The sequence below is a fragment of the Pseudomonas sp. D1-36 genome, from assembly GCF_051132205.1.
In the GTDB taxonomy this organism is placed as follows: domain Bacteria; phylum Pseudomonadota; class Gammaproteobacteria; order Pseudomonadales; family Pseudomonadaceae; genus Aquipseudomonas.
On the sequence record NZ_CP071674.1, the window covers coordinates 3690847 to 3704891 of the forward strand.

Sequence of the window (14045 nt, forward strand, 5' to 3'; positions counted from 1 at the left end):
GTCCGTAGCCGTGCGGACTCAAAGGAGTGATTTCAATGCCGTCCATCGATAGCCTGAAAACCCTTAAAACATTGCAAGTCGACGCCAGGACCTACCATTATTTCAGCCTGCCGGACGCAGCGCGAAGCCTGGGCGACCTGGACAAGTTGCCGATGTCCCTCAAGGTTCTGCTGGAAAACCTGTTGCGCTGGGAAGATGACAAAACCGTCACCGGCACCGACCTCAAGGCGCTGGCCGGCTGGCTCAAAGAGCGCCGTTCCGACCGCGAGATTCAATACCGCCCGGCCCGGGTGCTGATGCAGGACTTCACCGGCGTCCCCGCCGTGGTCGACCTGGCGGCCATGCGCGCAGCGGTGGAAAAGGCCGGCGGCGATCCGCAGAGGATCAATCCGCTGTCACCGGTCGACCTGGTCATCGACCACTCGGTGATGGTGGACAAGTTCGCCAGCCAACAGGCCTTCGAGCAGAACGTCGACATCGAGATGCAGCGCAACGGCGAACGCTACGCCTTCCTGCGTTGGGGCCAGAGCGCGTTCGACAATTTCAGCGTGGTGCCACCGGGCACCGGCATCTGCCACCAGGTCAACCTCGAATACCTGGGCCGTACCGTATGGACCAAAGAGGAAGACGGTCGTCTCTACGCCTTCCCCGACACCCTGGTCGGCACCGACTCCCACACCACCATGATCAATGGCCTGGGCGTGCTCGGCTGGGGCGTCGGCGGTATCGAAGCGGAAGCGGCGATGCTCGGCCAACCGGTATCGATGCTGATTCCGGAAGTCATCGGCTTCAAACTCGTCGGCAAACTGCGCGAAGGCATCACCGCCACCGACCTGGTGCTGACTGTCACGCAGATGCTGCGCAAGAAAGGCGTGGTGGGCAAATTCGTCGAGTTCTATGGCGACGGTCTAGCCGACCTGCCATTGGCCGATCGCGCCACCATCGCCAACATGGCCCCGGAGTACGGCGCCACCTGCGGCTTCTTCCCCGTGGACGATGTGACGTTGGACTACCTGCGCCTGTCCGGCCGTCCGACGGAAACCGTGAAACTGGTGGAAGCCTACTGCAAGGCCCAGGGACTGTGGCGGTTGCCAGGGCAGGAACCGGTTTTCACTGACACGCTGGAACTGGACATGGGCAGTGTCGAAGCCAGCCTCGCCGGCCCCAAGCGTCCCCAGGACCGGGTGTCGCTGCCGAATGTCGGCCAGGCCTTCAGCGACTTCCTGGGCCTTCAGATAAAGCCCACCAGCAAAGAAGAAGGTCGCCTCGAAAGCGAAGGCGGCGGCGGTGTCGCGGTGGGCAACGCCGACCAGGTGGGCGAAGCGGAATATGAATTCGAAGGCCAGACCCACCGCCTGAAGAACGGCGCCGTGGTCATCGCGGCGATTACGTCCTGTACCAACACCTCCAACCCCAGCGTGATGATGGCCGCCGGATTGCTTGCGAAAAAAGCCGTGGAAAAAGGCCTGGCCCGCAAGCCTTGGGTGAAGAGTTCACTGGCACCGGGCTCGAAGGTGGTGACCGACTACTACAAGGCCGCCGGCCTGACCGAATACCTCGACAAACTCGGTTTCGACCTGGTGGGCTATGGTTGCACGACGTGTATCGGCAATTCAGGCCCGCTGCCCGATCCGATTGAAAAAGCCATCCAGAAAGCCGACCTGTCCGTGGCGTCCGTGCTGTCGGGTAACCGCAACTTCGAGGGACGGGTGCATCCTTTGGTGAAAACCAACTGGCTGGCCTCACCGCCACTGGTGGTCGCCTATGCCCTGGCCGGCACCGTGCGCATCGACATCAGCAGCGAACCGCTGGGCAACGACCGCGAAGGCAATCCGGTGTACCTGCGGGACATCTGGCCGAGCAGCAAGGAAGTGGCCGACGCGGTGGCTCAAGTGGACACAAGCATGTTCCACAAGGAATATGCCGCCGTGTTTGCCGGCGACGAGCAATGGCAAGCGATCGAGGTTCCACAAGCCGCGACCTACGTCTGGCAATCGGACTCCACGTACATCCAGCATCCACCGTTCTTCGACGATATTGGCGGGCCTCCACCCGTGGTCAAAAACGTGGAGGGTGCGCGGGTCCTCGCTCTGCTGGGAGACTCGGTGACCACGGACCACATCTCCCCCGCCGGCAACATCAAGGCGGACAGCCCGGCCGGTCGCTACCTGCGCGAACAGGGCGTCGAGCCACGGGACTTCAACTCCTACGGTTCGCGACGGGGCAATCACCAGGTCATGATGCGAGGCACCTTCGCCAACATCCGCATCCGCAACGAAATGCTCGGCGGCGAGGAAGGCGGCAATACGATCTATATCCCCAACGGCGAACGCATGTCTATCTACGATGCCGCGATGTTGTACCAGGCCACCGGCACGCCATTGGTGGTGATCGCGGGTCAGGAATACGGCACGGGGTCAAGTCGAGACTGGGCGGCCAAGGGTACGAACCTGCTGGGAGTCAAGGCCGTTATCGCCGAAAGCTTCGAGCGTATCCACCGCTCCAACCTGGTGGGCATGGGCGTGCTGCCGTTGCAATTCAAGCTCGATCAGAATCGCAAGAGCCTGAACCTCACCGGCAGGGAAACTTTGGACATCCTCGGTTTGAGCGACACCGAGCTGACGCCACGCATGAACCTGCCCGTGGTCATTACCCGCGAAGACGGTAGCCAGGAACGGATTGAAGTGTTGTGCCGGATCGACACCTTGAATGAAGTGGAATATTTCAAGGCCGGTGGCATCCTGCACTTTGTCCTACGGCAATTGATTGCAGGATAAAAAGAAGCGTCCTACGAAAACACCGCCTCAGATAGGCGGTGTTTTTGTATGGGCCTGCCTATAATCCCCGCCGGCTCTGCGAGCTTCGCCCGTTTTCCAGCCCCAAGGATTCGACATGCCCGCCCTACCCTGGCCCTACCTGGCCCTTCTCTCGATCGGCTATGGCTTCGCCCTGGTCTATGGCCACCTGGCCTGGACAGCGGCTATTTCGGTCGCGCTGCTGCTGTTCGCCGGGTATGCCGTTCGCCAGCGGCAGACGCCGGTCGGGCAGTTCCTCGGGCATTGCCTGTTCGCGGTGCTCGCGGTCGCGCTGGCCCTGCACTGGATGCCAGGCTTCTTCAACGGCAGGGCCATCGCGGCACAACGTTTTACCGATGATGCCGTGCGATTCGCCATGTACCTGAACCAGGACAAGCCACTGATCGGCTTCTGGTTGCTGCTGTTCTGCCCATGGATCATCGGGCGGCGCCCGTTTCGCTTGTCTGTCTATGCCACGGCCCTGGGCATGTGCATCAGTACGATCCTGGCCCTGGGCGGGGCCATGCTGCTGGGCATGATCAACTGGGCGCCTAAATGGCCAGACTCGGCCTGGCTGTGGGTCCTGAATAATCTTCTTCTGGTGACGTTGGTGGAGGAAGCGTTGTTTCGTGGCTATATCCAGGGAGGCCTGAGCCGGCGCTTTCAACACTTGCGCCATGGCGACAACCTCGCGTTACTGCTGGCCTCGCTGGTGTTCGGCCTGGTGCATGCCGGCGCCGGTTGGGAATGGGTGCTGCTGTCGGGGCTGGCCGGGATCGGTTACGGCCTGGCCTATCGATTGGGTGGCCTGGGTGCAGCGATAGCCACGCATTTTGGCCTCAACCTGCTTCACTTCACCCTGTTTACCTACCCGATGCTGGCGTGACACCGCCGGGAAGAATTATTTCAACAAAAAGCTGACGGTGCCGACAACCTTTCAAAGCCTTGCGGACTACCACACCATGCGTAACAACCAGCCTATTACACAACGCGAAAGGACCTTCCCGGCCCAGCAACGACTTATTTCCACCACCAACGCCAAGGGTGTGATTACCTACTGCAACGATGCTTTCATCGACATCAGTGGTTTTACAAAGGAACAATTGATCCATTCGCCGCACAACCTGGTGCGCCATCCCGACGTTCCGTCAGCCGTGTTCACCCACATGTGGAACACGTTGAAACAAGGCTTGCCATGGATGGGCATCGTCAAGAATCGCTGCCAGAACGGCGATCACTACTGGGTCAACGCCTACGTCACGCCCGTGTTCGAAGGCAATCAGGTCGTAGGCTATGAATCGGTACGGGTCAAACCCACCGCTGAGCAGATTACCCGAGCCGAAGCCCTTTATAAGCGCCTCAACCAAGGCAAATCCGCAGTGCCGGGCAGCGATAAATGGCTGCCGATGCTGCAGGACTGGCTGCCGTTCATCCTGGTCAGCCAGTTGAGTTTCGTTGTCGGCGCTTTTTTCACCTCTTCTTGGGGGTTTGCCCTCGCCGGCCTGCTGTCGGTGCCGTTGGGACTGCTGGGCCTGCAGTGGCAGCAACGCGGTATCAAGCGCCTGCTGCGCCTGGCCGAACAAACCACCTCGGACCCGTTGATCGCACGGATGTTCACCGATAGCCGCGGCGTCCAGGCACGCCTGGAGATGTCGATCCTGAGCCAGGAAGCCCGCCTCAAAACCTGCCTGACCCGCCTGCAGGACACTGCCGAGCACCTGAACGGCCAGGCGCGCCAATCCAGCGCGTTGGCCCACGACAGCTCCAGCGGCCTGGAGCGCCAGCGGGTGGAAACCGAACAAGTGGCCACCGCCATCAACCAGATGGCCGCGACCACCCAGGAAGTCGCCAGCCACGTGCAGCGCACCGCCGATGCCACCCAAGAGGCCAATCGCCTGACGGGACGCGGTCGCGACATTGCAGGCGAAACCCGCGAGGCCATCGAGCGACTGTCGGTCGTCGTGGGCGAGACCGGGCAGACCGTGACCCAGTTGGCCAAGGACAGCGATGAAATCGGTGGCGTGGTTGACGTGATCAAGGGCATCGCCGACCAGACCAACCTGCTGGCCCTCAACGCCGCCATCGAAGCGGCCCGCGCCGGCGAGATGGGACGCGGGTTTGCCGTCGTCGCCGATGAAGTGCGGCAATTGGCCCAACGCACCAGCGAGTCCACTGGGCAGATCCATGCATTGATCGCCAAACTGCAACAGACCGCCACCAACGCCGTGCAGACCATGGACGCCGGTCATCGCCAGGCTGAAGAAGGCGTTGCGCGGGTCATGGAAGCCGACCAGGCACTGGCGGGGATCAGCGAAGCGGTGGCACACATCACCGACATGACCACTCAGATCGCCGCCGCGACCGAGGAACAAAGTTCGGTGGCCGAGGAAATCAGCCGCAACATCAGTAACATCTCGGAACTGGCTGACCAGACCTCCGGGCAGGCCCACAGCTCGGCGCTGCTGAGCGAAGAACTGACCCGCACGGCCAACACGCAGTATTCGTTGGTGGAGCGGTTTAACCGCTGAGTTCAATTGGCGAACCAAAGGCCCGGGCAGCGAAAGCTTCCGGGTTTTTGTCGCCTGGCAGGCCGCTATCGCGAGCAAGCTCGCTCCCACAGGGGGTGTGGGGCGTTCATTCAAATGCATTCCAATGTGGGAGCGAGCTTGCTCGCGATGAGGCCATGACTGGCAGCATCAGTCTTGAGACACAAACCCGGCCACCGCCTGCGCCGCCGCCTCCAAATGCTGCTCATGACTAAACCCCGACGCCTTCAACGGCTTCAGATCATGATCCGCCGCCACCAGCCACATGACCTCGATGCCCGGTGACAACGTGTAGCCCTGCACCGCCTCCCGATTGCCCAACGCATCCCGCTCACCCTGGACGATCAAGGTTCGGGTCTTCAACGTTGCCAAGTGCTCGACCCGCGGTTTCTCCGGTTTGCCTACCGCGTAGAAGGGATAGCCCAGGCACACCAGCGCATCGGCGCCCAGCTCATCAGCCACCAAACTAGCCATGCGCCCGCCCATGGACTTGCCGCCAATGGCCAGCCGCCCAGCGACATAAGGCCGCACGGTGGCGTACACCTCTCGCCAGCATTCCAGCAGCTTTGGCGCAGGGTTCGGTGGACGCTTGCCGCCGTCCACGCGCCGCTGGGCCATGTAGGGAAACTCGAAGCGCAACACATTGACGCCCTGTGCACCTAGGCGGGTGGCCATTTGCGCCATGAAACCGCTGTCCATCGGTGCGCCGGCGCCATGGGCCAGGATCAGGGTCGGCGACTCGGCGCCAGCACCTGGCTTGGCGGCCGTCCACAGCCAACCATGTTCCGCCACGCATCGCGCCCATTGATCCCCGTCAATACTGGCCTTGTGCTGTTTGTCCATGCTTGCCTCGCTTTTAGTCTGCCTATAACTCCAGGCGAAGAACGCCGCACTGCCTTGCGCAGGCACTCACTTCGACTGAACCGTGGATGGGGAACCATGAACACTTCTATCAGTACCGCCTACAACTACAAGGTGGTCCGCCAATTCGCCATTATGACGGTGGTGTGGGGCATCGTCGGCATGGGACTCGGGGTTTTTCTCGCGGCCCAGTTGGTCTGGCCGCAGCTCAACTTCGATTTGCCTTGGACCAGCTTCGGCCGCCTGCGCCCGTTGCACACCAATGCGGTGATCTTTGCCTTCGGCGGTTGCGCGTTGTTTGCGAGTTCGTTTTATTCAGTGCAGCGCACCTGCCAGACAACGTTGTTCGCGCCGAAAATCGCCGCATTCTGCTTTTGGGGCTGGCAGCTTGTGATCCTGCTGGCGGCCATCAGCCTGCCGCTGGGCTACACCAGTTCCAAGGAATACGCCGAATTGGAATGGCCGATCGACATTCTGATCACCATCGTCTGGGTCGCCTACGCCATCGTGTTCTTCGGCACCGTGGCCAAGCGTAGGACCAAGCACATCTACGTCGGTAACTGGTTCTTCGGCGGGTTCATCCTGACCGTGGCGATCCTGCACATCGTCAACAACCTGGAATTGCCGGTGAGCCTGACCAAATCCTACTCGGTGTATGCCGGGGCCACCGATGCGATGGTGCAATGGTGGTACGGCCACAACGCCGTAGGCTTTTTCCTCACCGCAGGCTTCCTGGGGATGATGTATTACTTCGTGCCGAAACAGGCCGAGCGCCCGGTGTATTCGTATCGTCTGTCCATTGTCCACTTCTGGGCGCTGATTACGCTGTATATCTGGGCCGGCCCGCACCACCTGCACTACACCGCGCTGCCGGATTGGGCGCAATCGCTGGGGATGGTGATGTCGCTGATCCTGCTGGCGCCAAGCTGGGGCGGCATGATCAACGGCATGATGACCCTCTCGGGCGCCTGGCATAAATTGCGCAGCGACCCGATCCTGCGCTTTCTGGTGGTGTCCCTGGCGTTCTACGGTATGTCGACCTTCGAAGGGCCGATGATGGCGATCAAGACCGTCAACGCCCTCTCCCACTACACCGACTGGACCATCGGCCACGTACACGCCGGCGCACTGGGCTGGGTGGCGATGATTTCCATCGGCGCGCTGTACCACATGATCCCCAAAGTCTTCGGCCGCACGCAGATGCACAGTATCGGCCTGATCAACGCGCACTTCTGGCTCGCAACCATCGGCACCGTTTTGTACATCGCCTCGATGTGGGTCAACGGCATTGCCCAGGGCCTGATGTGGCGTGCGGTGAACGAAGACGGCACGCTCACCTACTCCTTCGTCGAAACCCTGGTGGCCAGCCACCCAGGCTTCATCGTGCGGCTGGTAGGCGGGGCGATCTTCCTCAGCGGCATGTTGCTGATGGCCTACAACACCTGGCGCACCGTGCGGGCCTCTCAGCCTGCCGAAGCCACCGTTGCCGCGCAGATGGCTTGAGGAGTCCGCGATGAAACACGAAACAATCGAAAAAAACGTCGGCCTGCTGATGCTGCTGATGGTCCTGGCCGTGAGTATCGGGGGCTTGACCCAGATCGTGCCGCTGTTCTTCCAGGACGTGACCAATAAACCGGTGGACGGCATGAAACCCTACACCGCCCTGCAGTTGGAAGGCCGCGACATTTACATCCGCGAAGGCTGCGTCGGCTGCCACTCGCAGATGATTCGTCCGTTTCGCGCCGAGACCGAGCGCTACGGCCACTACTCGGTGGCCGGCGAAAGCGTCTGGGATCACCCGTTCCTTTGGGGCTCCAAGCGCACTGGCCCGGACCTGGCCCGGGTCGGCGCGCGTTACTCCGATGATTGGCATCGCGCGCACTTGTACAACCCGCGCAACGTCGTGCCCGAATCGAAAATGCCGGCCTACCCGTGGCTCGTCACCCAAGCCGTCGACAGCAGCCACACCGAAGGCAAGCTGCGCGCCATGCGCACCCTCGGCGTGCCGTACACCGACGATGACATCGCAGGCGCGACGGCCACGCTCAAGGGCAAGACCGAAATGGATGCGCTGGTGGCCTACCTGCAAGTGCTTGGCACTGCCATCAAGAGCAAGAGGTGAGCCATGGTGCTTGAAATGAGTACCGGAATGATCCGCGGTCTGGGCACCGTCGTGGTGTTCATCGCTTTCATCGGCCTGGTCCTGTGGGTGTTCAGCAGCAAGCGCGGCCCGGAATTCGCCCAGGCACGCCTGCTGCCGTTTGCCGATGAGCCGCCCGCCGACCTCATCCCCCAAGACCCTGAACCAAGGAGTACCCGGTCATGACCACTTTCTGGAGTACGTGGATCTGCGTACTGACCCTCGGCAGCCTCATCGGCCTGACCTGGCTGCTGATCGGCACCCGCAAGGGCGAGACCAAGGGCAGCGTCGACCAGACCATGGGCCACAGCTTCGACGGTATCGAGGAATACGACAACCCGCTGCCGCAATGGTGGTTCCTGTTGTTCGCCGGCACCTTGGTGTTTTCCGTTGGCTACCTGATTCTCTATCCGGGCCTGGGCAACTGGAAAGGCATCCTGCCCGGCTACGACAACGGCTGGACCGGCGCCCATGAATGGGAAAAGGAAATGGCCAAGGCTGACGCCAGGTTCGGGCCAATCTTCGCCAGGTTCTCCGCGATGCCGGTGGAAGAAGTCGCCAAGGATCCGCAAGCCTTGAAAATGGGCAGCCGCTTGTTCGCTTCCAACTGCTCGGTCTGCCATGGCTCGGACGCCAAGGGCGCCTTCGGCTTCCCGAACCTTGCCGACAGTAACTGGCGCTGGGGCGGCAATGCCGAAACCATCAAGGCGACCATCATGGGCGGCCGCATGGCAGCGATGCCCGCCTGGGGCGACGTGTTCGGAGATGCCGGGGTCAGGAACGTCGCCGCGTATGTGCGACACGATCTGGCAGGCCTGCCGCTACCGGCGGACAGCGGTGCCGACCTGCAAGCCGGCCAGCAAGCGTTCAGCACCACCTGCGTCGCCTGCCACGGCGCCAACGGCCAGGGCACCGAAGCCATGGGCGCGCCGAACCTGACGCAACCGGCCGGCTTCATCTACGGCACCAGCCTGGCCCAATTGCAGCAGACCATTCGCCATGGTCGCCAAGGCCATATGCCTGCGCAGAATGAACTGCTTGGCAATGATAAGGTGCAACTGCTCGCGGCTTACGTCTACAGCCTGTCCCAGGGTGCCGGCACCGAGCGCCTGCAAGCGGAACACAAAAGCGAATAAATCCTGACCACACGAACAGCCGCGTTCATCTGGATGCGGCCGTTCCGTGCCCCTGCGCGACTCATTGTCGCACCCTGCCTTAGTCTTTCTTTCGGTTCCATGGAATCAGGTCTAAGCTTGCCTTTGCGTGTGCTGGCGACTGCCGGTTTCAGGTCGATCCGACCCGATGCGTTCGACAATCGTTCGACAAAAAGGCCGCAAAGGCAGGTGAATACCGGCTGTTGCGACAGTTGCCTGTCACCCCCCGAACGCCGTGTTTGAACACACCCCGTTACAACCGACCTGACCCCCTCGCCTCCTTCCTTTGTCGCGACATTTTGCCGAGGGCCAATTTTGTCCCTACACCGAACATGGAAAGGCCGCAGAATCAGCTTTGGAAAGCATTGACCCCGGTCATGGCGCGTTGCAATGACCCCCCGCTTTCTCCATACTTGCGACCGATTTTTATCCTAATAAAACACCCAAACCGTGGAACCTTAGAATGAGCACAGCAATCAGTCCGACTGCTTATAACTATAAGGTAGTCCGCCAGTTCGCCATCATGACGGTGGTCTGGGGGATCCTTGGCATGGGGCTCGGTGTCTTCATCGCCTCGCAACTGGTCTGGCCGGAGTTGAACTTCGATCTGCCATGGACGACATTTGGACGCCTGCGCCCGCTGCACACCAACCTGGTGATCTTCGCCTTCGGTGGTTGTGCGTTGTTTGCCACTTCTTATTACGTCGTGCAGCGAACCTGCCAAACGCGACTGATTTCCGACAGCCTCGCCGCCTTCACCTTCTGGGGTTGGCAAGCGGTGATCGTTGGCGCGATCGTGACCTTGCCAATGGGTTTCACCACCACCAAGGAATACGCGGAACTGGAATGGCCCCTGGCTATCCTGCTGGCCATCGTCTGGGTGACCTACGGTTTGGTGTTCTTCGGCACCATCGTCAAGCGCAAGACCAAGCACATCTATGTCGGCAACTGGTTCTACGGCGCGTTCATCGTCGTGACCGCCATGTTGCACATCGTCAACCACGCGTCCCTGCCGGTCAGCTTCTTCAAGTCTTACTCGGCCTATTCGGGCGCCACCGACGCGATGATCCAATGGTGGTACGGCCACAACGCCGTGGGCTTCTTCCTGACCACCGGCTTTCTGGGGATGATGTACTACTTCGTGCCGAAACAGGCCGAGCGTCCGATCTACTCCTATCGTCTGTCCATCGTGCACTTCTGGGCGCTGATCACCCTGTACATCTGGGCCGGCCCTCACCACCTGCACTACACCGCGCTGCCGGACTGGGCGCAGTCCCTGGGCATGGCGATGTCGATCATCCTGCTGGCGCCAAGCTGGGGCGGCATGATCAACGGCATGATGACCCTCTCGGGCGCCTGGCATAAGCTGCGCACCGACCCGATCCTGCGGTTCCTGGTGGTGTCTTTGGCGTTCTACGGCATGTCGACCTTCGAAGGCCCGATGATGGCCATCAAGACCGTCAACTCCTTGAGCCACTACACCGACTGGACCATCGGCCACGTACACGCCGGCGCCCTCGGCTGGGTAGCGATGATTTCCATCGGCGCCATCTACCACATGATCCCGAAACTGTTCGGTCGCGCGCAGATGCACAGCACTGGCCTGATCAACGCGCACTTCTGGCTCGCGACCATCGGCACCGTGCTGTACATCGCCTCGATGTGGGTCAACGGCATTACCCAAGGCCTGATGTGGCGTGCGATCAACGATGACGGCACCCTGACCTACTCGTTCGTCGAAGCGCTGCAAGCCAGCCACCCGGGCTTTATTGTCCGTGCCCTGGGCGGCGCGTTCTTCGCCAGCGGCATGCTGCTGATGGCTTACAACGTATTGCGCACCGTTCGTGCCTCTGACCCGGCTGAAGCTGAAGCCGCTGCCAAGATCGCCGTTGTTGGAGCTCACTGATGAAGCACGAAGCAGTAGAGAAGAATATCGGCCTGCTGGCCTTCTTCATGGTTATCGCCGTCAGCATCGGCGGCCTGACCCAGATCGTTCCGCTGTTCTTCCAGGACGTGACCAACAAGCCGGTCGAAGGCATGAAGCCGCGCACCGCCCTTGAACTCGAAGGCCGCGACGTCTACATCGCCAACGGTTGTGTCGGCTGCCATTCGCAGATGATCCGTCCGTTCCGCGCCGAGACCGAACGCTACGGCCACTACTCGGTCGCCGGTGAAAGCGTCTGGGACCACCCGTTCCTGTGGGGTTCCAAGCGTACCGGTCCGGACCTGGCCCGCGTGGGCGGCCGCTACTCCGACGACTGGCAGCGTGCGCACTTGTACAACCCGCGCAACGTCGTGCCTGAGTCGAAAATGCCGGCTTACCCGTTCCTCGTAGAAAACAAGCTCGACGGCAAAGACACCGCCAAGAAAATGGAAGTCCTGCGCTCCCTGGGCGTTCCCTACACCGACGAAGACATCGCCGGCGCCAGGGATGCCGTGAAGGGCAAGACTGAAATGGACGCGCTGGTGGCCTATCTGCAAGGCCTGGGCACCATCATCAAAAGCAAACGGTGATCTGGATGGATATCGGGATGATTCGTGGCCTGGGCACCGTCGTCGTGATGGTGGCCTTCATCGGCCTGGCTCTGTGGGTGTTCAGCCCCAAGCGCAAGTCGGAGTTTGACGACGCGACCTTGCTGCCGTTCGCGGACGATCCCGAAGCCATCAAGCACGTCGAGCAAGCTTCTAGGAGTAACAAAGAATGACTACGTTCTGGAGTCTGTACGTCACAGTCCTCAGCCTGGGAACGATCTTCGCCCTGACCTGGCTGCTGCTGTCGACCCGTAAGGGCCAGCGCAGCGAAGCCACCGAGGAGACGGTCGGCCACTCCTTCGACGGGATCGAGGAGTACGATAACCCGCTGCCGAAGTGGTGGTTCATGCTGTTCGTGGGCACCATCATCTTCGCCCTCGGCTACCTGGTGCTCTACCCCGGCCTGGGTAACTGGAAGGGCCTGCTGCCAGGCTATAACTACCTGGACACCGAAAAGCAGACCCCTTTTGCCAACGGCCAGACCGGCTGGACTGGCGTGCATGAATGGGAAAAGGAAATGGCCCGCTCGGATGCCAAGTTCGGTCCGATCTTCGCCAAGTTCGCTTCCATGCCGATCGAAGAAGTCGCCAAGGACCCGCAAGCCTTGAAGATGGGTGGCCGCCTGTTCGCTTCCAACTGCTCGGTCTGCCACGGCTCCGACGCCAAGGGTGCCTATGGCTTCCCCAACCTGACCGACGCCGACTGGCGCTGGGGCGGCGAGCCGGAAACCATCAAGACCACCATCATGGGCGGCCGTCACGCCGTCATGCCGGGCTGGGCTGCCGTGGTTGGCGAACAAGGCGTTGCCGACGTGGCTTCCTACGTCGTGACCGGCCTGCACGGTCGCAAACTGCCGGAAGGCGCCAAGGCGGATCCGGCCAATGGCCAGAAACTGTTCGCAGCCAACTGCGTGGCTTGCCACGGTCCGGCCGGCAAAGGCACGCCCGCCATGGGCGCACCTGACCTGACGCACCCGGCCGGCTTCATCTACGGTTCGAGCTTCGCCCAGCTGCAGCAGACCATCCGCTACGGTCGTCAAGGCCAGATGCCGGCCCAGGCCGACATGCAAGGCAATGACAAGGTCCACCTGTTGGCCGCCTACGTCTATAGCCTGTCACATGGCGAAAAGGCTCCGGCCGCTGACGCTCAGTAAAGCAACTTCCTGATACACGAAAGGCCCCGCCAATCCATTTGGCGGGGCCTTTTTTATCGGCCTTCGAAACATGTCGAGCCTGTTTCCCCTTGCCTGCACTTGGCGCCAGTAGTAACGTGCCTACATTCAGTTTCCATGGGGTACGCCACCATGTCCGTCACTACCATTTCCAGCCGCGAATTCAACCACGACACAAGTGGTGCCAAAAAAGCCGCCCGTGAAGGGCCGGTGATCATCACCGATCGTGGCAAGCCGGCCCATGTGCTGCTAAGCATTGAGGAGTACCAGAAACTGACCGGCATTGGCGCCAGTATTGTCGAGTTGCTGGTCATGCCCGACGCGTCGGATATCGACTTCGATCCCGAACGTGCCGTCATCACTCCCCGATCGGTCGACCTGTCCTGAATGTTTCTACTCGATACCAATGTCATCTCGGAGCTGCGCAAAACCCAAGCCGACAAGAACGTGCAGGCTTGGGCACGCAGCGTCCCCGCCCCCAGCCTCTACGTCTCGGCCATTACCGTGTTGGAGCTGGAAACCGGCGTCTTGCGCATCGAACGCAAGGACCCGGTGCAAGGCAGTCGCCTGCGCGCATGGCTGGACAACCACGTCATGCCCACGTTTGCCGGCAGGATTCTCGCCGTCGACCGCGCCGTTGCGCTTCGCTGCGCACGTCTTCACGCTCTCGACCGCAGCAATGAATGCGATGCTTTGATTGCCGCCACCGCGTTGGTTCACGGGCTGACCGTGGTGACCCGCAACGTGACGGATTTCCAGAGCAGCGGCGTGGCGTTGCTCAACCCTTGGTCAAGCTGATAACACAACGGACTCACCACTTAACGCCAGGGAGACAGGCGCAATGAA

Annotated in this window: 14 protein-coding genes; 13 read left to right on the forward strand and 1 reads right to left on the reverse strand. The window is 61.2% G+C overall.

All coding sequences use genetic code 11. The annotated features are described in order from the left end of the window. Positions 1–35 precede the first annotated feature (35 nt). The 3 genes from acnA to J3P76_RS16385 all read left to right on the forward strand — a co-directional run bounded on the left by acnA (position 36) and on the right by J3P76_RS16385 (position 5323). Entirely contained in the window at positions 36–2777 is a 2742-nt protein-coding gene (acnA, locus tag J3P76_RS16375; RefSeq protein ID WP_434563264.1) for an aconitate hydratase AcnA, read from the forward strand. A 115-nt stretch (positions 2778–2892) separates the two neighbouring features. Continuing rightward, positions 2893–3681, forward strand: coding sequence for a CPBP family intramembrane glutamic endopeptidase (locus tag J3P76_RS16380; RefSeq protein WP_420764697.1), 789 nt, complete (start codon positions 2893–2895; stop codon positions 3679–3681). 76 nt (positions 3682–3757) lie between these two features. Continuing rightward, positions 3758–5323, forward strand: a complete 1566-nt coding sequence (locus tag J3P76_RS16385; protein WP_420764698.1) for a methyl-accepting chemotaxis protein — start codon at positions 3758–3760, stop codon at positions 5321–5323. 168 nt (positions 5324–5491) lie between these two features. Here the strand turns inward: J3P76_RS16385 and J3P76_RS16390 are convergent, their stop codons facing one another. Further along, positions 5492–6184, reverse strand: coding sequence for an alpha/beta family hydrolase (locus J3P76_RS16390; RefSeq protein ID WP_434610549.1), 693 nt, complete (start codon positions 6182–6184; stop codon positions 5492–5494). Between the two features lie 96 nt (positions 6185–6280). On the opposite strand from J3P76_RS16390, the gene ccoN (J3P76_RS16395) reads away from it, so the two are divergent. The 10 genes from ccoN (J3P76_RS16395) (at position 6281) to J3P76_RS16440 (ending at position 13997) form a co-directional block, all read left to right on the forward strand. Further along, complete coding sequence (gene ccoN / locus J3P76_RS16395; RefSeq protein WP_434563260.1) at positions 6281–7705, forward strand: cytochrome-c oxidase, cbb3-type subunit I; 1425 nt, start codon at positions 6281–6283, stop codon at positions 7703–7705. 10 nt (positions 7706–7715) lie between these two features. Then, positions 7716–8324: a cytochrome-c oxidase, cbb3-type subunit II gene (gene ccoO / locus J3P76_RS16400; protein WP_181286923.1), complete on the forward strand. Its 609-nt coding sequence runs from the start codon at positions 7716–7718 to the stop codon at positions 8322–8324. Positions 8325–8327: 3 nt separating this feature from the next. Next, positions 8328–8528 carry a cbb3-type cytochrome oxidase subunit 3 gene (locus J3P76_RS16405; RefSeq protein WP_420764702.1) on the forward strand — a complete coding sequence of 67 codons (201 nt, stop codon included), beginning with the start codon at positions 8328–8330 and terminating at the stop codon, positions 8526–8528. Next, positions 8525–9478 carry a cytochrome-c oxidase, cbb3-type subunit III gene (gene ccoP / locus J3P76_RS16410; RefSeq protein ID WP_434700986.1) on the forward strand — a complete coding sequence of 318 codons (954 nt, stop codon included), beginning with the start codon at positions 8525–8527 and terminating at the stop codon, positions 9476–9478. Before J3P76_RS16405 ends, ccoP (J3P76_RS16410) begins: the two co-directional genes overlap by 4 nt. Positions 9479–9959: 481 nt before the next feature. Continuing rightward, entirely contained in the window at positions 9960–11402 is a 1443-nt protein-coding gene (ccoN, locus tag J3P76_RS16415) for a cytochrome-c oxidase, cbb3-type subunit I (RefSeq protein ID WP_420764704.1), read from the forward strand. Beyond that, entirely contained in the window at positions 11402–12010 is a 609-nt protein-coding gene (ccoO, locus tag J3P76_RS16420) for a cytochrome-c oxidase, cbb3-type subunit II (RefSeq protein WP_039589059.1), read from the forward strand. Before ccoN (J3P76_RS16415) ends, ccoO (J3P76_RS16420) begins: the two co-directional genes overlap by 1 nt. A 5-nt stretch (positions 12011–12015) precedes the next feature. Next, the gene (locus J3P76_RS16425; RefSeq protein ID WP_003183474.1) at positions 12016–12201 is read left to right on the forward strand and encodes a CcoQ/FixQ family Cbb3-type cytochrome c oxidase assembly chaperone; all 186 of its coding nucleotides are present in this window, start codon (positions 12016–12018) and stop codon (positions 12199–12201) included. After that, the gene (gene ccoP / locus J3P76_RS16430) at positions 12198–13181 is read left to right on the forward strand and encodes a cytochrome-c oxidase, cbb3-type subunit III (protein WP_434563254.1); all 984 of its coding nucleotides are present in this window, start codon (positions 12198–12200) and stop codon (positions 13179–13181) included. Before J3P76_RS16425 ends, ccoP (J3P76_RS16430) begins: the two co-directional genes overlap by 4 nt. Positions 13182–13331: 150 nt before the next feature. Then, complete coding sequence (locus tag J3P76_RS16435) at positions 13332–13586, forward strand: type II toxin-antitoxin system Phd/YefM family antitoxin (RefSeq protein ID WP_420764706.1); 255 nt, start codon at positions 13332–13334, stop codon at positions 13584–13586. Continuing rightward, a complete protein-coding gene (locus J3P76_RS16440) occupies positions 13587–13997 on the forward strand; it encodes a type II toxin-antitoxin system VapC family toxin (RefSeq protein WP_434610540.1) in 411 nt (136 codons plus the stop codon). Positions 13998–14045 lie beyond the last annotated feature (48 nt).